This is a genomic window from Enterobacter cloacae complex sp. Mu1197 (genome assembly GCF_040059225.1).
Classification (GTDB): Bacteria; Pseudomonadota; Gammaproteobacteria; order Enterobacterales; family Enterobacteriaceae; genus Enterobacter; species Enterobacter quasiroggenkampii.
Genome location: NZ_CP157375.1, coordinates 2,561,598 through 2,586,676 on the forward strand (window position 1 = coordinate 2,561,598; position 25,079 = coordinate 2,586,676).

The following is a 25,079-nucleotide window of genomic DNA, read 5'->3' on the forward strand; positions in this document are numbered from 1 at the left end:
ACCGTTTTAAGCCAATAACAGTAAAATGATATGTCAGAACACGGTGATCCGGAAGATGGCTGTCAACAAATATTGACAGCCAGCACGATTAGTGAACAAAACCTTATGGAGCAGGTTTTTTATTGAGCGTCTCTTTGAGCTGGCCGATCAGTTCACGCCTGAAATCCCCCAGACGGGGCTTATCGCCATCGATCCACGGCAGCGGACGGCAGACTTCCATCGCTTTAATCCCCAAACGCGCGGTTAATAATCCCGCACCGATGCCCTGAGCCGCACGGGCAGAGAGACGCGCCGCCAGATCCTGCGACATCCAGTCCATTCCCACTTCGCGCACCAGCTCACTCGCCCCGGCAAACGCGATATTGAGCAGGACCAGCTTAAACAGTCTGAGCCGACTGTAGTAACCCAGCTCTATACCGTAAAGGTTCGCAATACGGTTGATCAGGCGCAGGTTACGCCAGGCGATAAAGGCCATATCGACCAGCGCCAGCGGGCTGACGGCAATCATCAGGGTGGATTCCGCCGCAGACCGGCTGATTTCGCGCCGCGCCTGAGCATCCAGCACCGGCTGAACCATGTGGGAATAGAGCGTCACCACTTCCCGGTCATTCTGGGTCTCATGGATGGCGGCGTACCAGCGCTGAAGCGCCGGGTGCGACTGATCGATTCCGGCCTGACTGGCCAGCTTTTCACAGAATGCGCGCCCTTTCCCGGTGCCGTGGCTGTGGAGCAGATCCCGCGCTTCATCACGCTCGTGCGCGCGCTGGCGCAGACGCCAGAGTCGACGCCATTCGGTGGCAACCGACCCGACGCCCGCCCCCACAATCAGCGCGCCCGCGGCGCATCCGCCCAGCGCGACCCAGTCCTGAGTTTGCCAGGCATTCATCGTCCACTGCACGCCCTGAGCCACCACGCTTACGCCAAACAGCGCCAGACCGGCGGTAACCATCCTGCGCCACAGGCTGCGTTTTGGACGCAGCGCGGCGTCCACGACCGCCTCCGCCGGACCGTCCTCAACAGCGGGCTCGTCCTGCAGCGCCGGGGCAAAGTTATCGGCCTGGGTTCCGCTGAACGTCTGCGCCGTTTTGAACGCCTCCTGAGCGTCCTGCTCAAGCGTTCCGGTAAAGTCAATGCGCGGTTTTAACGGTTCCGTCATCGCAATTTATCTCCAATCAAAAACTCCAGCGCCGCATCCAGACGGATGTGCGGTAATGGCCTGTCGACGCTCATTGCCTGCGGGCGGAAGGCTTCAAACTGGAAGCCCTGATTCTGCCAGAAGGCCTGACCCGGCAGCCGCGCAGGCACTTCGCCCGGATACACGGTAAGCGGTTCACCGTCGCTGAGTCGGTTCCCGCGTAATGCCGGTATTTTCTCGCCGTTAAGGTCAATCAGCCCGCTTTGCGTTGCCTGCACCGACGCGAGCCCAAGGCAATCCATGCTGATCCCTTCGAAGGCGGCGTTTTGCCAGGCGTCCTGCACCAGCTGCTGCAGCAGCGACACCATATTGGCATGCTGGTCGACCGTGACGTGATCGGCTTTTGTGGCCGCAAAGAGCAGTTTGTCGATCACCGGTGAGAAAAGACGGCGGAACAGCGTTCGCTGTCCATAGTGAAAACTTTGCATCAGCTGCGTCAGGGCAAGGCGCATATCGTTGAATGCCTGTGGCCCGCTGTTGAGCGGCTGCAGACAATCCACCAGCACAATCTGACGGTCAAATCGTAAAAAGTGGTTCTTATAAAATCCCTTAACCACTTTTTCACAGTAGTAATGGTAACGCTCGCGCAGCATCCCGGCGTTAGTGTGCTTATCAGCCTGCGCCAGCGTCGACTCGCCAACCCCGTCCACATCCGGCCAGGGGAAAAACTGAAGCGCAGGCGCGCCTGCTAAATCACCCGGCAGAACAAAGCGCCCCGGCTGAATGAAGTGTAACCCTTCCTGTTTACACTGGTGTAAATACGCCGTCCAGGCGTCGGCAATGGCCGCCAGACGGTTTTCATCTGCTGGGGCAAGCGGATCCAGCCCTTCGCACAACTTGCGCCATTTGGCTGACCACCCGGCGCGCTGCCCCTGCAGCAATCCCGTCATCTGGCGTGACCAGCTGAGGTAATCCTGCGCCAGCATTGGCAGGTCGAGCAGCCATTCGCCGGGGTAATCGACGATTTCAAGGTATAGCGTGGAGGTATCCTTGAAATGGCGCATCAGGGATTCATTCGAGCGGAAACGCAACGCAAGACGTATTTCACTGACCCCTCGCGTCGGCGTCGGCCACGCGGGCGGATCGCCATACAGCTGCGCCAGCCCTTCGTCATAGGTAAAACGGGGAATACCAAAATCGCGCTGAGGGACGCGCTTAACGCCCAGCAAACGCTCTTCCCGCACCGCGCCAAGCAACGGCAGACGCGCCCCGGCGTGCAGGTTCAGGAGCTGGTTCACCATCGCGGTGATAAACGCCGTCTTACCGCTGCGGCTCAATCCTGTCACCGCCAGTCGCAGATGACGGTCAACGCCGCGGTTTACCAGTGAATTGATTTCGTTTTTAAGTCGCTTCATCGCCGTCCTTCGTTGCCTGGAAGCCTTGAATGCATGGCTTCAGAATACAATAAATGGGGGCAGATCGTTGATTATCAATTCTTATTTATTGCTATTGCCGTTTTTTCTCCAGTAAGATGAACGACATTGCTGTCAGTTCTGAGTGAGTAAGGTGTATGTCACCCACCATTTATGATATCGCACGGGTTGCGGGCGTATCGAAATCAACCGTTTCCCGCGTTCTGAATAAACAAACGAATATTTCTCCCGAAGCACGTGACAAAGTGCTGAAGGCGATTGATGAATTAAATTATCAGCCCAACAAACTGGCTCGCGCCCTGACCTCTTCAGGATTCGATGCCATTATGGTTATTTCGACCCGTTCAACCAAAACCACTGCCGGCAACCCTTTTTTCTCCGATGTCCTTCATGCCATTACGGCAAAAGCGGAAGAAGAAGGATTCGATGTTATTTTACAAACCTCAAAAAGCAGTGAAGACGATCTGCTGAAATGCGTGAGTAAAATAAAACAGAAGATGATCAAAGGGATCATCATGCTGAGTTCGCCCGCAAATGAATCCTTTTTCACCACGCTGGATGCGTATGGCGTACCGGTAGTGGTGATCGGTAAAGTGGAAGGTGAGTATCAGAATATTTACTCCGTCGACACGGATAATTTTCATGACAGCGCCACGCTGACGGAAACCTTTATTAAAAACGGCCGCAAGAAAATTGCCTGTCTGCATGCGCCGCTTGATTATCATGTTTCGATCGATCGCCTGGCGGGTTATAAAGCCAGTCTGGAAAAGCACCATATTGCGATGAACCCGGACTGGATCATGGACGGCGGTTATACCCATGAGAGTGCGCTTAAAGCGGCTCTGGAATTGCTCTCATCACACACGCCGCCTGATGCCGTATTTGCTACCGACAGCATGAAATTACTCGGTCTTTATCGCGCGGCGGATGAGTTGAATCTGATGATTCCGGAACAGGTGGTGATAGCCGGATACAGCGACCCGATGCTGTCTCTCATTTTAACGCCCGCACCTGGCGGCTTTGATATCCCCACCCGAAAACTGGGGGAAGAGAGCTGCGATCTTCTCTTCAGGCGTATCGCGGGCCATCCCGCCCCGCAAAAAGTGCTTGTTGATACCCATTTTTTACTGGCGGCTTCGCTGCGCTAAAACCAGGGGCTTGTAGCCCCTGGAAGCCCCTCGGTCAGAACGCGTAATTTACCCCAACGCCCGCATAGTGGAAGCGGTCGTTTTCGCCCTCGTCATGGTTTTCCCATTCATAGGCGTATTCAAGCGTCATGGATAAACCGTTGTTGAAGTCATAGGCGTACTGCATACCCAGGCGGTTGAAATCATGCCCCTCACGCTCAGGATCGTCCTGCCAGTCCCAGTTCGACCAGCGATCGAGCCCCAGTCGCGTGTAAGGCGTTAAGGTCGTCTGGCCCAACGAAATAGGGAGATAGGCGCGAATTTCCTGAGTGGAGAACTCGCCGTTATTACGTGAACCGTCCATATTGAAACCGCGCTCTAAATAGTAATTTACTTTAGCGGCAAAGGTTTCGTTAATGGTCCAGGTAAAGCCCGTTTCGGTTTCGACGCGGCTGTCTGAATAGCCGGTTTTTTCCAGATCGTTGGCAAATTGATACATGGCAAACCAGCCGCCAAAACGCCAGTCGTCGGTTAATTTTATATCCCAGTCAGGCTGAATTTTGTAGCGCTGCATATTTGCGCTGCCGTCTCTGGCGCCGTGTTCATCCTTAAAGTGATAACCATAATTACGGAAGCCGCCGGTCAGACCGAACGTAAAATCATCGGTTCCGATAAAGCGATAGCGTAATTCAAATTCCGGGCGATCAAAATAGGTGCCACGGGTCATGCTGCTATAATCAACCGGCCCTTCCTGATACATTGCCAGCGAAATAGTCCAGGCATCCCAGGTTGCATTAAACCACACGGAAGGTTCATATAACCCGTCTTTATCCTCCCCCTGGCCTTCGACGTTTTCTATTTCATACATCGCACCAATATTAAATTCCCACTGTTTAGCCGTTTCTGTTGCATGTGCACAGCTAACCCCTGCGCACAGCACGAGCGCAGCACTTTTTAGTAGAGTACTCATCAAATATTCCCTTTATAAGTAACAAACAAAAAAACCGGAAATGGATATTTCCGGCGAACACCTTTCTTATCTAATAGCCGCTTCGGTTTCAGCGTCGAAGAAATGGCACTTATTCATATCGAACTGGATGCCGATATTATCCCCAGCGGCATAATCATTCGCGGCTCCCGCGCGAACAACCAGTTCATGGCCACCAACGGTGGCGTAGAGCATGAACTCTGCACCGGTCAGTTCGGCCACGCTGACTTTTGCCGCGATGTTTTCACCGCTACTCTGCTGGGTGAGAATATCTTCCGGGCGGATCCCAAAGACCACGGCTTTACGCTGGTACCCTGCGGCATGCAGTGACGCGAGTTTGTCTTCGGGGATCTCGAGACGCAGCGTTTCCGTGACGAAATAGCGGTCGTCGATGGCGCCACGAACAAAGTTCATGGCTGGCGAGCCAATGAACCCCGCAACAAACATGTTTGCCGGCTCGTTGTATACCTGCTTCGGTGCACCAACCTGCTGAATAATGCCGTCTTTTAAGATCACAATCCGGGTCGCCATCGTCATGGCTTCCGTCTGATCGTGGGTCACGTAAATCATCGTGGTATTGAGCTTCTGATGGAGCTTGCTGATTTCAGCCCGCATTTGCACGCGAAGCTTGGCATCGAGGTTGGAGAGCGGTTCATCCATCAGGAAGACGCCCGCTTCCCGAACTATCGCCCTGCCCAACGCCACGCGCTGACGCTGGCCACCGGACAGCGCGCCGGGTTTACGCTTGAGGTACTCCCGTAAGCCGAGGATCTGTGCCGCCCAGTTAACGCGCTCTTCGATAACCGCCGGGGCGATTTTCTGCATCTTCAGGCCAAACGCCATGTTGTCGTAGACCGTCATATGCGGGTAAAGCGCATAGTTCTGGAACACCATGGCGATGTCGCGTGACTTGGCGGGCACGTCGTTCATGCAAACGCCGTCGATGACCAGTTCGCCGGCGGAGATTTCCTCCAGCCCGGCAATCATGCGCAGCGTTGTCGATTTACCGCAGCCAGACGGACCGACAAAAACGATAAACTCCTTGTCCTCGATTTCGAGATTAAAATCCTTCACCACGTGGACCTGGTTATCGTAAATTTTCTGAATATGTTTCAGTGACAGTTGTGCCATTTTTAATTCCTTATCAATACGCCCGGGAGGCCCAGAAATCGGTCAGGCATTTCCAGGTCAGTTCCTGCGTTGAATGAAGCTGTAATCCCGCATGGGTCAGGCCTGAGCCAATCCCGACCGACAGCATGCCCGCCGCGTTGATCGCCGCCACGCCTGCGGGCGCATCTTCGACCCCGATGGCCGCACCAGGGCGGACGTTCAGGCCAGCACAGGCGGCGAGGAAGATCTCCGGATCCGGTTTTGAACAGACAATGCGGGAGGCATCAGCGCAAAAATCAAAGGCGTCATGAATACCCAGGGCATGCAGTATTCCAGGTGCATTGAGGGAAACGGAGGCGAGCCCAATTTTGACCTCTGCCGCCCGAATGTCCGCCAGCACCTCCCGGATACCCGGCAGCAGCGACGCCTCGGTCAATGACGACAGCGATGCGACGTAGAGCGCATTTTTCTTCCGCGCCAGCGCCAGGCACTGTTTATCGTCAAACGCCCCCTCTTTTCCACCGTGTCGCAGGATCCGCTGCAGGGATTCCATGCGGCTAATTCCCTTCAGCTCCTCGTTAAACACCTCATCGATAGTGATGCCGATCTCCTGCGCGACCGAACGCCAGGCGAGAAAGTGCAGATGTGCGGTATCGGTGATAACCCCATCAAGATCGAATACAACGGCTTCAGGCTTCATCGCTGGCCTCCGTGGTAGCGGTCCCATTAAAAGATGTAAGAAATTCCCTACGGGAGAATGCCTGCCGCTCCGATACGCAAACCGTTTTTCCCCACAGCGTTAACGTGACGGGCGCGGAGGTATCGATGGTTAAAACGTTATTTTCAAACGTGAAGCGCAGGCGTGCGTTCTGCCAGCGCAGCGGGAAGGCAAGTTTTCGCCAGTGAGCGGGTAGCTTCGGCGCAAGGTGCAGCTCGCCCTCAACAATCTGCATGCCAGCAAACCCCTGAATGACGCCGGACCAGATGGCACCCGTGGCCGCAGCATGAATGCCGTCATCGCTGCTGTGCGGATCGTCGCCCAGATCGATAGCCACGCCAGCGCGCCAGAAGGCGTAAGCCCCTTCCGTATCGCCACAGCGGGCGGCCACAATGCCGTGAATAGCCTTGCTCAGTGAAGAGTCATGGATCGTCCGCGGCTCGTAAAACGCCAGGTTGGCCGCGCACTGGGCTGGGGTAAATTTCTCCGGCAACAGGTAGTTAAGCATCACCACGTCAGCCTGCTTGAGGATTTGCATCTCGTTAACTTCCGCGCGAGAGTAATCCAGCAGGATGGTCTGCTTACCCGCTTTGGCTTTATAGCGGCTTAAATCGATGGCGGGTTTCGCCATGAACGAATCGTCCTGCGGGATCACTCCCCCGGCGTCGGCTTCCGGCAGCCACAAGCGGGCCAGGAAGGTGGTCGCCTTCTCCATAAAGCAGGCCTCTTCACGCTCAAACATCGACATAAACCGGCATGCACTGGCCACGTTGTGCCAGGCCAGATAGTTGGTGTACGCGTTGTTATTCACATGCTCGGTGTATTCGTCCGGCCCAATCACATCATGAATTTCCAGGCGCCCGTTGACCTCCGTGGCGCGGCCCATCCAGAACGTTGCCGTCTCCACCAGCAGGGTCAGCCCTTCATTACGCATAAACGCGTCATCGCGCGTGGCCTGCCAGTAGGCCACAACGGCCCAGGCAATGTCCGCCACGATGTGGTGTTCGGCCAGGGCGGAGGCCACTTTCTGCCGCATGCCCGTACGGATGTTGATAGCCGCAAACTCCGGCGTCTCCTCTTTGCCGCTCGCGGCACTCTCCCACGGGAACAGCGCGCCCGGCCAGCCGTTGCGGCGGGCTTTTTCCCGGGCCCCGGCCAGGTTCAGCCAGCGATAACGCAGCAGACTGCGGGCCACTTGCGGACGAGTGAAAAGATGGAAAGGCAGCAGGAATATTTCGGTGTCCCAGAAGACATGGCCTTTATACCCCTCGCCGGTCAATCCCTTAGCGGCAATGCTGCTCCGCTCATCATGGACTGGCGTCATGGTGGTTAGATGCCAGACGGCATAGTCCAGCGCCATCTGATCGTCAGGAGATGCAGAAGCCACTTCCACCCTGGCGTCACGCCAGACGTCTTCCCATGCGCAGGCTGAACTTTCCAGCAGCGAGGCATAACCCCTTGCTGCACAAACCTTGAGATCCGCCAGCGCGCCGCGCGCGAAAGATTCCTGTGACAGGGCTTTATCGCTGCGATGGACCACCCAGACAAACTTATCCAGCGTGACAGTGTCACCCTGCGGTATCGTCAGGGAATAGTGAGCAGAGAGCCGACGATTTTTAGCGGTAAAGCAGCTTTCGCTGTCGGCTGATAGCTGACAAAAGGCTGAGATGACAACATCAGCGGCCCGGTCCTGCGTTTCATACACACCCTGCATATAGTGCTGGTCGAACACCCTGACGGAAATTTCATCCAGATGTTGCCGGCCCGTATTGGTTTGTGTCGCATCAATGCCGGTTTTCATCACCACCTGCGAGGCATCATCCAGCGGGGTGATCGCAAGCTGCATGGCCACAAGCGGCAGCTGATCCAGAGAGACAAAACGACGACTCTCCAGGCGATAGCGCTTTCCATTGGGCGAACGCCAGACGACGCGGCGATGCAGTTCGCCATTGGCAAACGCCAGCTCGCGCTGCCACTCAAGAATGTCCCCGGCCAGAAGGGTGTAATTCACCCCGTCCAGCTCAACCTCGATACCGGTGATATCGGGCAAATTGATCAGCTCAGTGGTCTCGTTACGTCCCGCCTGATGATAGAGACCCGCAAGATACATTCCTCGGGTTTGCTGGGTGTAATCTTCTTCATGCGCAGCGCGAATGCCCATGTAGCCGTTACCGCATGCCATAATGGATGCGTACTTATTCAGACTGTGCGGACAAAAGCCCGGATCGGTTAATACAGACACGCTCAGCATAATGTTACGCTTTCCCCTGTTTCTGCCGATTGATAAAGCGCCGCGACAAGCTGCTGAATCACCAGCCCCTGTTCAGCATCTGCAATCATTACGGGCTCTCCCTGCACGTGACGAACAAAGGCCTCCATGCTGCGTAAATGGCGCTGGTCGTCAGCCTCTTCACGCTGAACCAGGGTTTGTAACGTCCCGGCGTCGTCCTGATAAACGTGGGCCGGGAAAAGCGTCGCCCCCGCCTTTTCACCGCAAAAGGCGACATTCATGATCGACTGCTCGCGGATATTCAGCGCGAACGAGGTGTCCAGACGCAAAATGCCGCCGTTGCGGAATTCGATAGTGCCAAACAGGGCATCTTCCACCGTAAACTGTGCGGGATCCCACGCGCCGAACTGGCCGCTGCTTTTTTGGGTTCCCAGCCTCTGGAAGCCGTGCGCCGTGACTCTTTTGACCGCCGGGAAACCCAGTACGTACATCGCGGCATCCAGCATGTGAATGCCAATGTCAATCAGCGGCCCACCGCCCTGCAGCGCTTTGTTAGTGAAGACGCCCCAGCCCGGCACGCCGCAGCGCCGCAGCGCCTGCGCCGAGGTGAAGTAGATTTCGCCCAGCGTTCCGTTCATCACGGCCTCGCGCAGCAGCTGCGTGTCGAGCGCGAAGCGGTGATGAAAATCATATGCCAGCACCTTCCCCGCCTTGCGTGCGGCCATCCGCATCTCATCGGCCTCTTGCGGCGTCATGGCGGGCGGTTTTTCGCACATCACATGACAGCCAGCCTCCAGCGCCGCCATCACATGCTCAAAATGAAATCGGTTTGGCGAACAAACGCTCACCACGTCCGGCTTAACCGCCTCCAGCATGGCGCACGCGTCCTGCCACGCCGACGGTATGGCATGACGCTCCGCAAAAGCCTGTGCCTGTTCGAGGCGGCTGTCCATGACAGCCACCATCTGAACATCACTGCGCGTGGCGTAATACGAGGCATGCACTTTGTCCGCAACCTGCCCGGCGCCAATGATGGCGACGCGCAGTGGCGACGTTGTTGAAGCACTCATCACGCTCGTCATCCTTAGCATTCACGTAAATAAGTGAGGGAATCCCGATAAGCCTGAGCGGGATCTTCAGCACGTACGCGGCACTCGTAAACCACATAGCCCTGGTAATTATCCGCACGCAACTGATCGAACAGGCTGGCAAAATCGAGGCTACCGCTTCCCGGCTGGTAACGATGGTTATCAGCGATGTGCACATGACCCAGCAGATCGCGATGCTGATGCAGCGCCTCCGTCAGCGAATCTTCTTCAATGTTCATATGATAGAAATCACCGATGATCTGCACGTGCTTGAGGGCGTTCTCTTCGATATAGCGTCGTGCGTCAGCCAGGGTGTTGATCATGTGATCCTGGTAGCGGTTCAGCGGCTCCAGATAGACGGTGGTTCCGGTGCGCGCTGCCACCTCATCCAGCCAGCGCAGCGAAGCACTTACCGCTTTGCGGTCGCCTTCGAGGCTGCGTGGTGAAGTCATAGGCGGTAAACGGAAGGTGAACATGCCCCAGGCTGCAGGCACGATAATGCCCTTGCCGCCCACTTCGGCCAGCGCTTCCAGAATGCGTTCAATCTGCGCTAAGCCGTTCAGACGACGCTCTTCGATAAAGTCACCAATCCAGCCATCGTATCCGCCGCAGGCGGTCGTGACCGGCAGGCCGGTGGCCTTAATCGCCGCTTTCACCTCGGCGAGGTTTTCCACCAGCAGCTTGCCGTCAATTTCATAGCCATCAAAACCCATCGCTTTGATGTACTCGAATTTCTCCAGGATATTGCCCGGGAAAAAGGCCTGATTTTGTGTTGCGATTTTCATGAGTTGCTTTCCTTAGCTTAAAAAGTGACGCCCATTTTGATGCTCAGTTCCGGATGCTGATCCACATATTTCATGTAGCTTTCAGCGCTGCTGGTGAAGGTCACGACCGGGTCGATCAGATCTTCACAATTCAGATAACCGTTCATCAGCAGTTCCCAGCAGGTCTCTTCAATACGCTTGCGGCTCCAGCGCGGGTAGTCCGGGTTTGGCTCACTGCAGGCGCGGGAGAAAACAATCTTCGCGTTGTTGAAGTGCGCTTCACGCCCCAGATTGAAGCCTGCAGCGAACGGTTTAGCGAACGCAACGTAGGAAATGGTGCCGCCGTAGGCGAGGCCGCGCAGTGCGGACTGCAGCGCATCGGCAAAGCCGCTGGTCTCGATGATCACGTCTGCGCCCTGCTTTCCGGTCAGCTTTTTAATTTCCAGACCGACATCTGTGCCGATTGGGTTCAGGCAATGGTCCGCGCCATGACGGCGAGCAATGTCGCAACGGTGTTCGATAGGATCCACGCCTATGACGACTGACGCGCCGGCTTTTTTCGCCAGTTGGATCGCAATCTGCCCAATCGCGCCGAGGCCTACCACCACGACAAAGTCCCCGACCCGCACGTTGGCATCACGCACGCCGCTCATGGCAAACTGTGCCGGATCGTAGCAGACGGCGTTCTTCCAGGAGGCACCCTGCGGCATTTTGCGCAGCTTGTAGTTGTTGACGGCATTCACGATGACCGTCTCCTGGAGCGGCCCGTAACAGCAGACGCGATCGCCCGTCTGGTATTCCGTGACGTCAGCGCCGCATTCGATAATGTCGCCGACAATCATATTACCCAGCTGGAACTTACCGAATTCGATCCCGCGGGCCGCCCCCTCTTCACGCGGGGTAAACATCTGCCACTCCGCATTGAACTCTTCATCGATAAACGGACTTGCCGCGCGGAAATCCACCACTTCGGTACCGTGTTTCGGTGCGCCAAAGCAGGCACGAATTTTCACTTCATGTCCCGCAACCGGGCGATCTTCATACTCTACGAGCGCCGCCACGCGTGGCGCTGTCGCAACTAATTTTTTCATGATTGACTCCTTGTTAAAATTGGCCGCCTCAGCCCTTCACGCCACCGGCGGTCAAACCACTTTTAATAAAACGTTCAGACAGGGCGTACATGATGACCACCGGAAGTGCCGTCACCAGCGATGCCGCCATCATGCGACCCCAGATATAATCGGGTGTGCTAAAGAGCGTGTTCAGCCCGACCGGCAAGGTGAAGTTGCTGGCGCTGGACAGGAAAATGGACGCAAACAGATAGTCGTTCCACGCCACCATGAAGCAGTAGACAAACACCGATACGAGCCCGGATATCGCCAGCGGCACGGTAATACGGAAGATGATTTGCAGGCGGTTAAGGCCGTCCATCATTGCGGCTTCTTCTATTTCGTCCGGGATGGTGTCGAAGTAGCTGCGCAGCATGAACACCGCCGTCGGTAACGTCTGCGTCACCATAGTGATAATCAGCGCCAGCTCGGTGTCGTAGATCCCCAGCGCGGTGATGATTTTGAACAACGGCACCACCAGCAAGATGCCGGAGAACATGTAGACGGTGTAAAAACTCGCATTGATCGTCGTACGGCCCTTAAAACGCAGCTTGGACAAGGCGTAAGCGCCCAGCGTACCGAGAAACACGGCAATCACCGATGAGGTCAGCGACACCACCATGCTGTTTCTGAAGTAATCCACGAACGGGAAGATCAGCGGGTTAAAGATGTCGATGTAATGCTGCAGCGTCCACGCCTGCGGCAGAATGGTCGGATGGAGCGAGATCGCCTCTTTGGCGCTCTTGAATGACGTCATCAGCATCACGAAGAACGGGAAAAGCGTGATGATCAGAAATACCGCCAGCCCCAGATAAAAACCAATACGGCTCAGTACGCGTTTATTTGTTGCCATTGAGGTTCACCCTTTTTCTGGTCAGCAGAATCACAGCGAAGATGATCACGAACAGCACCACAGAGATCGCCGCTGCTTTGCCCAAATCGTTGAAAGCGAATGCGGTTTTGTAGAGATAGACGCCCAAAATATCGACCTTCGTGGTCAGCAGGTAGACGTCAGCAAACATGTAGAACATCCAGATGGTGCGAAGCGTCACCACCGTGGCCAGCACCGGCATAATCGCGGGCAGCGTGACGATACGAAAACGCTGCCAGGCATTTGCGCCGTCCATTTCCGCCGCTTCATACAGGGATTTATCAATGGTCTGTAAAATCGCCAGGAATGAGATAAACGCGTACGGGAAGTAACGCCAGATAGCGAACAGCACCACCAGTACGAAGCTGCTGTTCGGGTTGTCAAACCACAGCGGCGCCTGGTCATACAGGTGCAACAGGTCTACACCCAGATAGTTCACGATGCCGTAGCCGTTGTTGAACATGTATTTCCAGGCAAACACCAGCGAAATAGACGGCGTGACGTAGGATAAAATCACCAGTGAACGTGCCGTCTTGCGCAGGCGAAACTCGCGATTAAAGAAGATGGCGACGGCAAGACCCAGCACCGTGCTGCCAATTACGACCAGCGCCGTGTACCAGAAGGTCATCCACAGCGAGTGCCAGAAAGCGGCATCGCTGAGAATGCGAATGTAATTGTCCAGTCCGACAAACACGGCACTAATGCGCGGATTGAGCGGCAAGCGTAAAAAACTGATTTCAATATTGGAAATCATTGGCCAGGCCACCAGGCCCCCCAGCAGAATCAGGCTGGGGGCCAACAGCAGCATGGCGAAAGGCATATCTGAACGACCAGAAAACAACGTCTTCATAATTTCCTTCCGCAGAGCGCTCCTATCGTTGTGTAATGAGATCAGTCAGTCGCTTCTGGCTGCTGCTTAACGTTGTGTTAAGGTCCTTCTGCCCCACCGTGACGTTATGCACCATGGAACTGATAATGCCGGAACCCGTCACGTCGCCCATGCGGGTGTAGTTTTTATCCCCCACTGCGCCAAACACCTGCACGTTCGGGAACTGCGCAATCAGCTCATAAGGCAACTGCCCAAACGCTTTAATCACGTCGTTGTTTTTCCAGGTCTCCGTGCCCACCACCAGTTTGTTTACCGGCAGCGCCGCGCCCGGCGACATCATGACCCAGTCCGTCGCGTTTTGAGCCTGTTCCATCCAGGTAACAAACTTCTCGGCCGCTTTGGTCTCCGCTTCGGTTTGTCCGGTGGTGATCGTGAGCGAGGTGATCATGCCGTACACCGCCGATGACGTTTCAGTCGGTACAACGAAGCCCAGATTAGAAGGGTTTCCGTCCTTGTAGACGGCAGGCAGGATGTAGGTGGAGTAAACCGCCATCGGCGCAGAACCGTTCATGAAGGCGTCTTTGATCTCCATGACATCGTTCGAACCCGGCATGGTGGTCGCAGCCAGCGCTTTATAAAACGCCAGCGCTTTTGCCATTTCCGGGGTATCGATATCGACATTGCCTTTTGCATCAAACACGTTCGCGCCACCGGAAAGGGCAAACTGAGAGAATGACTGCTCGGTCATCACGCTTTCCGCCGTCGGCAGCGCGATGCCGTAATGCTTTTTAGCCGGGTCGTTCAGACGCTGGCTGGCTTGCAGAAGCTGTTCCCAGTTATGCGGCTCCTCAATGCCCGCCGCGGCCAGCACATCTTTGTGATACCAGACGCCGGAAAGCCAGGCGCTGACCGGCACGCCCGTCCAGGCTGCGCCATCTTCCGTACGGACTACGCGTAAGATTCCGTCATAGAAGGTGTTTTCCCCCACCGCCTTAACGGCTTCAGCGATAGCGTCACGATCCAGAAGCTGTTCTTTATCCATCACTTTTGCGTAGTCATGGCTGACCTCAATCACTTCAGGCAGCGCGCCGGTTCTTGCCAGCGTAATCACCTTGGTGTTGTAGGCATCCTCTTCCACCGGTACCTGTTTTACCGTGATGTCAGGGTTCTCTTTCTCGAATTTTTCGATCAGTTTCGTAATAACGGCCTGACGCTCCTGCTCTACCGACGAATGCATAAACTCAATGGTGACAGAGGACGCTTTGTCATCCTTACAGCCTGATAACAGGGCGCACGAAACCAGTGCTGATATCAGCACAATTCTGGGTGTTTTCATGTTTAAGGTCCTTTTTAGTTTTCTTTAATCCACAAAACCTGCCATGGATTTAGGGTCAGAGTCGTATCGGTAATATCTTCTCCGTTAATCAATTCCCTTCCGGCGTGAATGTCAGATTCAACCGTTTGAGGAGCATCACTGAAATTAAATAGCGCTGTTATTTTTTCACCACAATCCGCCACGCGAACAATTTTTAAAACATGCTCACCTGACGTGCTAAAATAAGCCTGACTGTCAGGGTGGAATGCTTTTTCCTCACGACGCAGTACGATTAACTGGCTTAACGCACAATAGACCTGATAACGCAGACTATTTTTATCTTCAAGCGCACTATCAATTTGTCCTGCGGTATATTTTTCGCGATTTATCGCACGGTTATATCCCAGACGCTCTACCCCGTCATAATCATTACGGGAGCCGAGAATACTCTGGATATAAATCGCAGGCACACCGGGGAAGCTTAAAAGGACGGCATGGGCCAGAATAAACCGGGCAATGCGATCGCTATCATGACTTTCTCGCGTACTTAATGCATCCAGATAGGTCACATTAATTTCATAAGGGCTTCGTGTGCCATCCGGGTTATTTTTCCAGTTAACCAACGCGCCTTCAGACTGCAGCTTCTCTACAAGCGAGAGGATCTCCGACTCAGGTAATATTCCGCGTAATGGGTTAAGACCAATGCCATCATGCGAGGCCAGGAAGTTGAACCAGGTGGTTTTGGTAGAAGGCAACGTAAGCGACGCCGCCCACTGGCTCAGCGTGCGCACATTCTGACAATGCACCGCATGCAGCACCAGCGGGGGCAACGAGAACTGATAAACCATCTGCGCTTCATTTTCGCCGTTACCGAAGTAAGAGACGTTATCTTTATGCGGAACGTTCGTCTCGGTGATTATCACCGTGCCGGGGGCAACCGCCTCGGTAATGGCGCGGAAAAGCTGGATGAGCTGGTGGGTTTGCTCAAGGTGAATGCAGCTCGTTCCCGGTATTTTCCACATGAACCCAACGGCATCCAGTCGAATATATCGCGCCCCTTCAATAAGGTAATGCAGCAGCACGTCGACCATCGCAATCAGCACCTGCGGAGAGGCGAAGTTGAGATCAACCTGGTCCTCACTGAAGGTGGTCCACAAATGTCGCACGCTGCCATCATGCAGCGTGAAAGGCGTAAGAAGCGGTAAGGCGCGCGGACGCGTCACCGCGGATAAATCTGTATCAGGATCGACAGAAATAAAGAAATCATCATACCCTGGCATTTGCTTCAGGTAATTAGCAAACCAGGCACTTTTGGCCGACATATGATTGCAGACGAAATCAAACATCAGGCTGGCTGACTGTTTTAATTCAGCAACATCTCGCCATGTTCCGGTTTCAGGCGCAACTTCATGATAATCAATGACAGAAAAGCCGTCGTCCGAGGACCACGGATAAAAAGGCAAAAGATGGACATGAGAAAAAGAACGCGAAAGCCATTTGTTATAAAAACGTGTAAAAACAGGGAGTGCTTTCTCCCCTTTCGCTGAAAACTGGTCGGCGTAGGTTATCAGAACGACATCTTTTTCATCCCAGCCCATTTTACGCTTTTCTGTAATAACAGAGGCGGCCTTTTCAATATTTTCCAGCAGCACATGAAGATGTGCTTCAGAAAACGTTTTTCCATAAACAAGATTAATGAGTGCTTTAATTTTTTCGTTCACTTGATTTTCCATGGTAGCGGTCCCACGGAGTGGCAATCTACTCCCATGAAAAATATCTGTCAACGGACCGGGCAGGAGAAAAACACGATTGCAAAGCAGCTCAGCACAATATTGTGAGCTGCCGCAAAGAAAGCAGGGTTAACGAGGAAGTGCGGTTAATCATCGCCAGCCCCTCTCCTGGAAGAGTAAGGGCTAACGCGTGAGGGAATTACTGGGACAAGTAGCGGCGCGACAGTCGTTTTGCCACTTTTTGCAACAGCGGTTCGAGCGCCACGGCCAGAACCATTCTGACCGGCTTGCGGGCAACGGATTTTATCGCCCACCCCGCCACGCCTGCCGGGCCGAAACGTAACGCGGTCAGCAGGACCAGTTTACCTGCGATTTTGAGGCCGGGTTTAACCTTCTGACCGGCCTGTTGCCAGTGTTGTTTCATCTCTTCTCTCTCTTAAAGCTGACGAAAACGACTTCTCAGCGTAAAAGTATCCGACGTGACATAGCGTTCCATTTCCCGTAACCGCTTCTCCCCGGCAGCGAGTTGTTCATCAACAGCATTAAGGAGATCGCTGCTGGTTGGGGCGCCTTCCGCCGCCAGTTCTCCTTCCGGCATCGGGTCAAGAACAAACGACAGCACGATGTACGCGACCAGGGTAATAAATGCCAGACCAAAGAAGATCGACAGCACCGTCACCACGCGTACGAGCTTAACCGGGACGTCAAGATAATGAGCCAGCCCGGCACAGACGCCGCGTACCATGCCCTGCTGTGGAATTCGCCACAGCTTTTTGTTCAGATTCAGTCCAGACATTAACGGTCCCTCCAGTTTGGATGTTCAGCATCCAGGATGGCTTCCAGCGCCTGAATGCGTTCGCGCATTTTGTTCGCCTCGTCGGAGAGCTGTACCAGACGCTGTTGTTCACTCTGGGAGAGTTCGCCCCGTGAGGAGCGGTTGCTGTAGTGCAGCCATAGCCAAATCGGCAAAACGAACAGCACGAAAATAGTCAGGGGAATAGCCAGAAAAAGCGCGCTCATGTGTACTCCTTGTCTTACGATGCGGCACGTTAAGGTGCCGCACGAATTATTATTGGTTATCTTGCTTCATTTTGGCTTTCAGTGCCGCCAGCTGCTCGCTGATTTCATCATCGGCCTTGAGGTCAGCAAACTGCTGATCCAGCGACTTCTGCTTACCGATACCGTGACTTTCGGCTTCCGCTTCCATCTGGTCGATACGACGCTCAAACGACTCAAAACGGGCCATCGCTTCATCCAGCTTACCGCTGTCGAGCTGGCGACGCACGTCACGGGAAGAGCTTGCCGCCTGATGACGCAGGGTCAGCGCCTGCTGACGCGCGCGGGTTTCGCTCAGCTTGTTTTCCAGCTCGCCAATCTCTTTCTTCATGCGGGTGAGCGTGTCATCCACCAGCGTCACTTCATGCTCGAGCGTCGCGACCATGTCTGCCAGCTTCTGTTTTTCGATCAGCGCCGCACGGGCCAGATCCTCTTTGTCTTTGCGCAGCGCGAGTTCTGCTTTTTCCTGCCATTCGTTAAGCTGAGCGGTGGCCTGTTCAATACGACGCGTAAGCTGTTTTTTCTCCGCCAGCGCGCGGGCGGAGGTAGAGCGGACTTCAACCAGCGTGTCTTCCATTTCCTGAATCATCAGACGCACCAGCTTCTGCGGATCTTCCGCTTTCTCCAGCAGTGAGTTGATGTTGGCGTTCACGATGTCGGCAAAACGAGAAAAAATACCCATAATTGACTCCTCATAGTTCTGTTATCGGGCGATGCCCTGCTGCACAGATAATACAAACATCATGCCAACTTTTTATCTTATTGATTTAACAGGCCATGGTTGATTTTCACGCAGTGGAGAACTATTCTTTCCTGGTGAATATCGCTAAGGAGTGGTTAATTTCATCATGCCTGGATACAAAGACAATTTACTCGGCGAAGCAAACAGTTTTCTGGAAGTGCTGGAACAGGTTTCTCGCCTGGCGCCGCTCAATAAACCGGTACTGATTATCGGCGAGCGCGGTACGGGTAAGGAACTCATCGCCAACCGTCTGCACTACTTATCCGGGCGCTGGGACGGCCCCTTCATTTCCCTTAACTGCGCGGCGCTGAATGAAAACCTGCTCGACACCGAGCTCTTCGGCCATGAAGCGGGTGCGTTTACCGGTGCCCAGAAACGCCATCCCGGACGCTTTGAGCGCGCCGACGGCGGTACGCTGTTTCTTGATGAGCTGGCCACCGCGCCCATGCTGGTGCAGGAGAAACTGCTACGCGTGATTGAATACGGCGAACTGGAGCGCGTCGGCGGTAGCCAGCCGCTGCAGGTGAACGTGCGCCTGGTGTGCGCCACTAACGCCAACCTGCCGGAGAGGGTGGCAGAGGAAAAATTCCGTGCCGACCTGCTCGACCGCCTGGCCTTTGACGTCGTGCAGCTTCCTCCGCTGCGCGAGCGAAGAAGCGACATTATGCTGCTGGCAGACCAGTTTGCGATTCAGATGTGCCGCGAGCTCGGACTGCCGCTGTTCCCCGGCTTCAGCGATTATGCACGGGAGACGCTGCTCGCGTACCACTGGCCGGGCAATATCCGCGAGCTGAAAAACGTCGTGGAGCGTTCCGTCTATCGCCACGGCAGCAGCGAGACGGAGTTGGACAACATCATTATCGATCCTTTTCAGCGCAGCGCCCCGCCCTTGCCCGCACCAGCATCTCCAGGCGACGCCCCTGCTCTTCCCCTTGATTTGCGCCAGTTCCAGCACGACCAGGAGAAACAGCTACTGGAGCAAAGCCTGAAGATGGCGAAATACAACCAGAAACGGGCAGCTGAACTGCTGGGTCTGACCTACCATCAGTTAAGGGCATTGCTTAAAAAGCATCAAATGCGCTGACAATATCAGCATTTAACAGCAGACATTTTACAAAGCCAAGCCTGGATAACTGCTCTACTCCTTAGGACAACAAACAATGCCATTCAATAATAAAAACCTATTTATTACTTTCCTATCCCTCTGCTCATTTCAGACTTATGCAGCACAATGCACAGCGGAAACTTTCGCTAAAAACAAACTGAACAACTTCATCCTCCTGAACCAGCAGACAAGAACCGAAATCCCTAAGTCAGTCGAAATCACTGTTGATAGCCCTGATGGGTATATCCGCGCATCGGCTCAAAGCAACTTTGATCAATGCGGTGAACTCACTGGCAGCAGTGTTAAAGAGGTCAAAACCTCACCGGGACCGAAAAATGTTTTCACGACTACCAATGAAATTCAGTTAAACAGAACGGAATTTGGCTGGCGCATTCAGTTGGATGCGAACGGCGTAATAGTCGATAACAACAGTCAGAAGGCCACACAATTATATCGGCAGACGCTGGAGGGAATGTACCAGCTGAACAACAAAGGACTTATCAGCCACGTGGTTAATCGTTCGATTATCGCGGCCACAAAACCAGGAGATAAAGATAAAACCACAGTGGGCGCAATAGACTACGTATTCAATTCATCAGGGTTACTGGCAAGGGTGGTAAGCAAAGGAAGTTTGGCGATAGATAACAGTACAACTGTATACAGCTATGATGACAATGATCGCCTGATCAAAACCGAGTCCCCCTCAACCATAGAAGAGTATACCTACGATAGCGAGGGCCGTGATCTGTCCCTGAGCAAGACCCAGACGTATTTCACCATTGAAAAAAACCTGACAACGTGTGAGGAGTGGAACTCGCATGGAGAATGCACACGCGCCAATATGGATACCACGATTGTCCCAGCCGATCGGACGGGTAAACAGTATGTGGAAAAACATAAGGCCGTGATGACGACGAAATATGAATACTGGAACTGACCATTCAACCCGCCAAATAGGGTAGCCAAAATGGTATTGGAATCGAAATTGATGTTCGTGGTGTACCTTCACAAGCTTGATGCTATCCGCCGGAGCGAATCCTTCGTTTATAGCGAGTCAGATGCGCCACGAAAATGCTAAGATAGTCCATGAGGTATATTCAAAGTGGATTGCAGGTATGAACGTGCAACGGGTTGTGACGCTGAGTGACCGACTGCAAACGTTACTGCCCCCATTATGCCCTCAGGCTTAAACGACACTGGATAATGTCGTTTAAAATTAGTAGGATAGCCACTTCATATATAATACCTTAAAAATTATGCGTCTGGTTTTATCGTCCTTTTTTGCACTTGGTCTGTTTAGCAGCCAGGCCTTTGCCGCGCCCGGGCAAACGCCGCAGCCTGACATTCGTGACAGCGGCTTCGTCTATTGCGTAAGCGGCCAGGTGGATACCTTCAACCCGCAAAAAGCGGGCAGCGGCCTGATCGTGGATACCCTTGCCGCGCAGCTTTACGACCGTCTGCTGGATGTTGATCCGTACACCTACCGTCTGGTGCCCGAGCTTGCGGAAAGCTGGGAAGTGCTGGATAACGGCGCAACCTACCGTTTTCACCTGCGCGATGATGTCGCGTTTCAGCGTACGCCGTGGTTTACCCCCTCGCGCAAGCTGAACGCGGATGACGTGGTCTTCACCTTCCAGCGTATCTTCAACCGCAACCATCCGTGGCATAACGTTAACGGCAGCAATTTCCCCTATTTCGACAGCCTGCAGTTTGCCGACACCGTGAAAAGCGTACGTAAGCTCGACAACCGCACGGTTGAATTCACGCTGACGCGCCCGGATGCCTCCTTCCTCTGGCACCTGGCAACGCACTATGCATCCGTCATGTCAGCCGAATACGCGGCTCAGCTGACGAAAAAAGATCGTCAGGAACTGCTCGATCGCCAGCCGGTTGGCACCGGTCCGTTCCAGTTGGCCGAATACCGCGCTGGTCAATATATTCGTCTGCAGCGCCACGAACACTTCTGGCGCGGTACGCCGCTGATGCCGCAGGTGGTGGTCGATCTCGGTTCAGGCGGAACAGGACGTCTGTCGAAACTGCTCACCGGGGAATGTGACGTGCTCGCCTGGCCCGCGGCCAGCCAGCTCACCATTTTGCGCGACGATCCGCGTCTGCGTCTGACGCTACGCCCGGGGATGAATATCGCGTATCTGGCCTTTAACACGGATAAACCGCCGTTGAATAACCCTGCCGTTCGACATGCTCTGGCGCTGGCCATTAACAACCAGCGCCTGATGCAGTCGATCTATTACGGCACGGCGGAAACCGCCGCCTCAATTTTACCGCGCGCCTCGTGGGCCTACGACGGTGAGGCTAAAATTACGGAATACAATCCGGCAAAAGCGCGTGAACAACTGAAAGCACTGGGGGCAGAAAACCTCACGCTGCAGCTTTGGGTGCCCACCAGCTCCCAGGCGTGGAACCCCAGCCCGCTCAAGACCGCCGAACTGCTGCAGGCGGATATGGCGCAGGTAGGCGTTAAAGTGATCATCGTACCGGTAGAGGGCCGTTTCCAGGAGGCGCGCCTGATGGATATGAATCATGATTTAACCCTCACCGGTTGGGCCACCGACAGCAACGACCCGGACAGCTTCTTCCGGCCGCTGCTGAGCTGTGCGGCGATAAACTCGCAGACCAACTATGCGCACTGGTGTAACCGGGAGTTTGACGCCGTGCTGCAAAAAGCGCTGGCTTCCCAACAGCTGGCCTCGCGCATCGACGCCTATGATGAAGCGCAGAAGATCCTTGCTCAGGAACTGCCGGTGCTGCCGCTGGCCTCTTCCCTGCGCCTTCAGGCGTATCGCTATGATATTAAAGGCCTGGTGCTGAGCCCGTTTGGCAACGCCTCGTTCGCCGGCGTGTCGCGTGAAAAAGAACAAGAGGTGAAAAAACCATGATTATTTTTACCTTGCGTCGGCTCCTTTTGCTGCTGGTGACGCTCTTTTTCCTGAACTTTGTCGGCTTTAGCCTGAGCTACTTCACGCCCCACGCCCCGCTCCAGGGATCGTCGCTGTGGGATGCCTGGCTCTTCTGGTTTAACGGGCTGCTGCACTGGGATTTCGGCGTATCCAGCATTAACGGGCAGCTTATTTCCGATCAGTTGAAAGAGGTTTTCCCGGCCACGATGGAACTGTGCATTCTGGCCTTCGGTTTTGCCCTGATGGTCGGGATCCCCGTGGGCATGCTGGCCGGGATATATCGCAACAAATGGCAGGATAAGTTTATCAGCGCCCTCGCCCTGCTCGGCTTCTCCATCCCGGTCTTCTGGCTGGCGCTACTGCTGACGCTTTTCTTCTCGCTGACAATGGGCTGGCTACCGGTTTCTGGCCGTTTTGACCTGCTCTATACGGTGAAAACGGTGACGGGCTTTGCCATCATCGATGCGTGGCTGTCTGATTCGGTGTGGCGCCACGAGATGATCGTCAGCGCCCTGCGCCATATGGTATTGCCGGTGCTGACGCTGGCGGTTGCGCCAACAACCGAAGTGATCCGCCTGATGCGCCTGAGCACCATCGAGGTGTTTGACCAGAACTATGTCAAAGCCGCCGCCACGCGCGGACTGTCGCGCCTGACCATCCTGCGCCGCAACGTCCTGCACAACGCGCTGCCGCCGGTTATTCCGCGTCTGGGATTACAGTTTTCCACCATGCTCACGCTGGCCATGATCACCGAGATGGTCTTTAGCTGGCCTGGCCTGGGACGGTGGCTGATTAACGCTATCCGCCAGCAGGACTACGCCGCGATTTCCGCAGGCGTGATGGTGATTGGTTCGCTGGTGATTATTGTCAACGTGTTGTCCGATATTCTGGGTGCCATGGCCAACCCATTGAAGCATAAGGAATGGTATGCCTTACGATAGCGTATACAGTGAAAAGCGCACACCCGGTGTGCTGCGTACCGTGTGGCGTAAATTCTATGGCGATACCACGGCAATGATCGGCCTTTATGGCTGTGCCGGTCTGGTGTTGCTGTGCGTCTTTGGCTCCTGGTTTGCGCCGTACGGCATTGACCAGCAGTTCCTTGGCTATCAGCTGCTGCCGCCGTCCTGGTCCCGCTACGGGGAAGTCTCCTTCTTCCTGGGAACGGACGACCTTGGACGTGACGTGTTGAGCCGCCTGCTGAGCGGTGCGGCCCCGACGGTGGGCGGCGCGTTTGTGGTGACGCTCGCGGCCACGATCTGCGGGCTGGCGCTGGGTATTTTTGCGGGATCCACGCATGGCCTGCGTTCGGCGGTGCTTAACCACATTCTGGATACGTTGTTGTCGATTCCGTCTCTGCTGCTGGCGATCATTGTGGTTGCCTTTGCCGGTCCGCACCTGTCGCATGCCATGTTCGCCGTCTGGCTGGCTATCCTGCCCCGCATCGTGCGCTCGGTTTACAGCATGGTGCATGACGAGCTGGAAAAAGAGTATGTCGTCGCTGCGCGTCTGGACGGCGCGACCACCTTCAACATTCTGTGGTTTGCCGTGCTGCCTAACATCGCGTCCGGGCTGGTCACCGAGATCACCCGCGCCCTGTCGATGGCGATTCTGGACATCGCGGCGCTCGGCTTCCTCGACCTCGGCGCGCAGCTGCCGTCGCCTGAATGGGGTGCGATGCTCGGTGACGCGCTGGAGTTAATTTACGTGGCGCCGTGGACGGTTATGCTGCCGGGTGCGGCCATTATGGTGAGCGTGCTGCTGATCAACCTGCTGGGCGACGGTATTCGCCGTGCAATTAACGCGGGGGTGCAATAATGCCGCTTCTTGATATTCGCAACCTCACCATTGAATTCAAAACCGGTGAAGGCTGGGTTAAAGCCGTCGATCGCATCAGTATCACCCTCGCGGAAGGTGAAATCCGCGGGCTGGTGGGGGAATCCGGCTCAGGCAAAAGCCTGATCGCCAAAGCCATCTGCGGCGTGGCGAAAGATAACTGGCGCGTGACCGCCGACCGTATGCGGTTTGATGATATCGACCTGTTGCGCCTCTCTCCCCGCGAGCGGCGTAAGCTGGTCGGTCATAACGTCTCGATGATTTTCCAGGAGCCGCAGTCCTGTCTCGACCCGTCCGAACGCGTGGGCAAACAGTTAATGCAGAACATCCCCGGCTGGACCTATAAAGGCCGCTGGTGGCAGCGCGTTGGCTGGCGCAAGCGTCGTGCCATTGAGCTTTTACACCGCGTCGGGATCAAAGATCACAAAGATGCGATGCGCAGTTTCCCGTATGAGCTGACCGACGGTGAATGTCAGAAAGTGATGATTGCCATCGCGCTGGCTAATCAGCCGCGTTTGCTGATTGCTGATGAACCGACGAACGCGATGGAACCCACCACGCAGGCGCAAATCTTCCGCCTGCTGTCGCGTCTCAACCAGAACAACAACACCACCATTTTGCTGATCAGCCATGACCTGCAAATGCTCAGCAAATGGGCGGATAAGATTGACGTGATGTACTGCGGACAAACGGTCGAAACCGCGCCGAGTGAAGACCTGATCACCGCACCGCACCACCCGTATACGCAGGCGCTAATCCGCGCGATTCCCGATTTTGGCAGCGCCATGCCGCATAAGAGCCGCCTGAATACCCTGCCCGGGGCGATTCCGCTGCTGGAATCGTTGCCGATAGGCTGTCGTCTGGGGCCGCGTTGTCCGTATGCTCAGCGTAAATGTATCGAGACACCACGCCTGACCGGGGCCAAAAATCATCTTTACGCCTGTCATTTCCCGCTGAACATGGAGAGAGAGTGAA

Annotated in this window: 24 protein-coding genes and 1 pseudogene; 8 read left to right on the forward strand and 17 right to left on the reverse strand. The window is 54.9% G+C overall.

Annotated elements, in window-relative coordinates; genetic code table 11:
- Positions 1–103: 103 nt before the first annotated feature.
- Positions 104–1,156, reverse strand: a complete 1,053-nt coding sequence (locus ABFV38_RS12125; RefSeq protein WP_032674907.1) for a YcjF family protein — start codon at positions 1,154–1,156, stop codon at positions 104–106.
- Positions 1,153–2,550 (reverse strand): YcjX family protein, encoded by a 1,398-nt coding sequence (locus ABFV38_RS12130; protein ID WP_262821948.1) that lies wholly within the window; start codon positions 2,548–2,550, stop codon positions 1,153–1,155. Before ABFV38_RS12130 ends, ABFV38_RS12125 begins: the two co-directional genes overlap by 4 nt.
- Before the next feature lie 155 nt (positions 2,551–2,705).
- Here ABFV38_RS12130 and ABFV38_RS12135 point away from each other — a divergent pair, with 155 nt between their 5' ends.
- Positions 2,706–3,716 (forward strand): LacI family DNA-binding transcriptional regulator, encoded by a 1,011-nt coding sequence (locus tag ABFV38_RS12135; RefSeq protein WP_348957334.1) that lies wholly within the window; start codon positions 2,706–2,708, stop codon positions 3,714–3,716.
- 34 nt (positions 3,717–3,750) lie between these two features.
- On the opposite strand, the gene ABFV38_RS12140 is transcribed toward ABFV38_RS12135, so the two are convergent.
- The 15 genes from ABFV38_RS12140 to pspA form a co-directional block, all read right to left on the reverse strand.
- Entirely contained in the window at positions 3,751–4,665 is a 915-nt protein-coding gene (locus ABFV38_RS12140) for an OmpG family monomeric porin (RefSeq protein WP_104950814.1), read from the reverse strand.
- A 66-nt stretch (positions 4,666–4,731) separates the two neighbouring features.
- The gene (locus ABFV38_RS12145) at positions 4,732–5,814 is read right to left on the reverse strand and encodes an ABC transporter ATP-binding protein (RefSeq protein WP_048223583.1); all 1,083 of its coding nucleotides are present in this window, start codon (positions 5,812–5,814) and stop codon (positions 4,732–4,734) included.
- A 13-nt stretch (positions 5,815–5,827) separates the two neighbouring features.
- Positions 5,828–6,493 carry a beta-phosphoglucomutase gene (pgmB, locus tag ABFV38_RS12150; RefSeq protein WP_262801563.1) on the reverse strand — a complete coding sequence of 222 codons (666 nt, stop codon included), beginning with the start codon at positions 6,491–6,493 and terminating at the stop codon, positions 5,828–5,830.
- Positions 6,483–8,762: a glycoside hydrolase family 65 protein gene (locus tag ABFV38_RS12155; protein WP_348957335.1), complete on the reverse strand. Its 2,280-nt coding sequence runs from the start codon at positions 8,760–8,762 to the stop codon at positions 6,483–6,485. The genes pgmB and ABFV38_RS12155 overlap by 11 nt, the downstream gene beginning before the upstream one ends.
- Positions 8,756–9,814: a Gfo/Idh/MocA family oxidoreductase gene (locus tag ABFV38_RS12160; protein ID WP_348957336.1), complete on the reverse strand. Its 1,059-nt coding sequence runs from the start codon at positions 9,812–9,814 to the stop codon at positions 8,756–8,758. The genes ABFV38_RS12155 and ABFV38_RS12160 overlap by 7 nt, the downstream gene beginning before the upstream one ends.
- Before the next feature lie 11 nt (positions 9,815–9,825).
- Positions 9,826–10,614, reverse strand: a complete 789-nt coding sequence (locus tag ABFV38_RS12165) for a sugar phosphate isomerase/epimerase (protein WP_045908869.1) — start codon at positions 10,612–10,614, stop codon at positions 9,826–9,828.
- 17 nt (positions 10,615–10,631) lie between these two features.
- Positions 10,632–11,684 carry a zinc-binding alcohol dehydrogenase gene (locus tag ABFV38_RS12170; RefSeq protein ID WP_111966570.1) on the reverse strand — a complete coding sequence of 351 codons (1,053 nt, stop codon included), beginning with the start codon at positions 11,682–11,684 and terminating at the stop codon, positions 10,632–10,634.
- 28 nt (positions 11,685–11,712) lie between these two features.
- Entirely contained in the window at positions 11,713–12,555 is an 843-nt protein-coding gene (locus ABFV38_RS12175) for a carbohydrate ABC transporter permease (protein WP_008501243.1), read from the reverse strand.
- A complete protein-coding gene (locus tag ABFV38_RS12180) occupies positions 12,542–13,423 on the reverse strand; it encodes a sugar ABC transporter permease (RefSeq protein WP_045908871.1) in 882 nt (293 codons plus the stop codon). The genes ABFV38_RS12175 and ABFV38_RS12180 overlap by 14 nt, the downstream gene beginning before the upstream one ends.
- Before the next feature lie 22 nt (positions 13,424–13,445).
- Positions 13,446–14,738 carry an ABC transporter substrate-binding protein gene (locus ABFV38_RS12185; protein WP_048029781.1) on the reverse strand — a complete coding sequence of 431 codons (1,293 nt, stop codon included), beginning with the start codon at positions 14,736–14,738 and terminating at the stop codon, positions 13,446–13,448.
- Positions 14,739–14,752: 14 nt separating this feature from the next.
- Positions 14,753–16,450 (reverse strand): alpha-amylase family glycosyl hydrolase, encoded by a 1,698-nt coding sequence (locus ABFV38_RS12190; protein ID WP_348957337.1) that lies wholly within the window; start codon positions 16,448–16,450, stop codon positions 14,753–14,755.
- A 196-nt stretch (positions 16,451–16,646) separates the two neighbouring features.
- Positions 16,647–16,871, reverse strand: a complete 225-nt coding sequence (pspD, locus tag ABFV38_RS12195; protein ID WP_023312043.1) for a phage shock protein PspD — start codon at positions 16,869–16,871, stop codon at positions 16,647–16,649.
- 12 nt (positions 16,872–16,883) lie between these two features.
- Complete coding sequence (pspC, locus tag ABFV38_RS12200; protein ID WP_023617934.1) at positions 16,884–17,243, reverse strand: envelope stress response membrane protein PspC; 360 nt, start codon at positions 17,241–17,243, stop codon at positions 16,884–16,886.
- Positions 17,243–17,467: an envelope stress response membrane protein PspB gene (gene pspB, locus ABFV38_RS12205; protein WP_023312045.1), complete on the reverse strand. Its 225-nt coding sequence runs from the start codon at positions 17,465–17,467 to the stop codon at positions 17,243–17,245. The genes pspC and pspB overlap by 1 nt, the downstream gene beginning before the upstream one ends.
- A gap of 49 nt (positions 17,468–17,516) precedes the next feature.
- Entirely contained in the window at positions 17,517–18,185 is a 669-nt protein-coding gene (gene pspA, locus ABFV38_RS12210; protein ID WP_023617933.1) for a phage shock protein PspA, read from the reverse strand.
- A gap of 166 nt (positions 18,186–18,351) precedes the next feature.
- Here pspA and pspF point away from each other — a divergent pair, with 166 nt between their 5' ends.
- The 7 genes and pseudogenes from pspF to sapD all read left to right on the forward strand — a co-directional run bounded on the left by pspF (position 18,352) and on the right by sapD (position 25,078).
- Complete coding sequence (gene pspF, locus ABFV38_RS12215; protein ID WP_045410368.1) at positions 18,352–19,329, forward strand: phage shock protein operon transcriptional activator; 978 nt, start codon at positions 18,352–18,354, stop codon at positions 19,327–19,329.
- A 76-nt stretch (positions 19,330–19,405) separates the two neighbouring features.
- Complete coding sequence (locus tag ABFV38_RS12220) at positions 19,406–20,287, forward strand: hypothetical protein (protein ID WP_348957338.1); 882 nt, start codon at positions 19,406–19,408, stop codon at positions 20,285–20,287.
- A 79-nt stretch (positions 20,288–20,366) separates the two neighbouring features.
- Positions 20,367–20,540, forward strand: a pseudogene (locus ABFV38_RS12225) (site-specific integrase); the annotation flags it as partial.
- A gap of 66 nt (positions 20,541–20,606) precedes the next feature.
- Positions 20,607–22,247: an ABC transporter substrate-binding protein SapA gene (gene sapA, locus ABFV38_RS12230; protein ID WP_045908875.1), complete on the forward strand. Its 1,641-nt coding sequence runs from the start codon at positions 20,607–20,609 to the stop codon at positions 22,245–22,247.
- Positions 22,244–23,209, forward strand: a complete 966-nt coding sequence (sapB, locus tag ABFV38_RS12235; protein WP_069719064.1) for a putrescine export ABC transporter permease SapB — start codon at positions 22,244–22,246, stop codon at positions 23,207–23,209. The genes sapA and sapB overlap by 4 nt, the downstream gene beginning before the upstream one ends.
- Entirely contained in the window at positions 23,196–24,086 is an 891-nt protein-coding gene (gene sapC / locus ABFV38_RS12240) for a putrescine export ABC transporter permease SapC (RefSeq protein WP_045908876.1), read from the forward strand. Before sapB ends, sapC begins: the two co-directional genes overlap by 14 nt.
- The gene (gene sapD, locus ABFV38_RS12245) at positions 24,086–25,078 is read left to right on the forward strand and encodes a putrescine export ABC transporter ATP-binding protein SapD (RefSeq protein ID WP_008501228.1); all 993 of its coding nucleotides are present in this window, start codon (positions 24,086–24,088) and stop codon (positions 25,076–25,078) included. Before sapC ends, sapD begins: the two co-directional genes overlap by 1 nt.
- Position 25,079 lies beyond the last annotated feature (1 nt).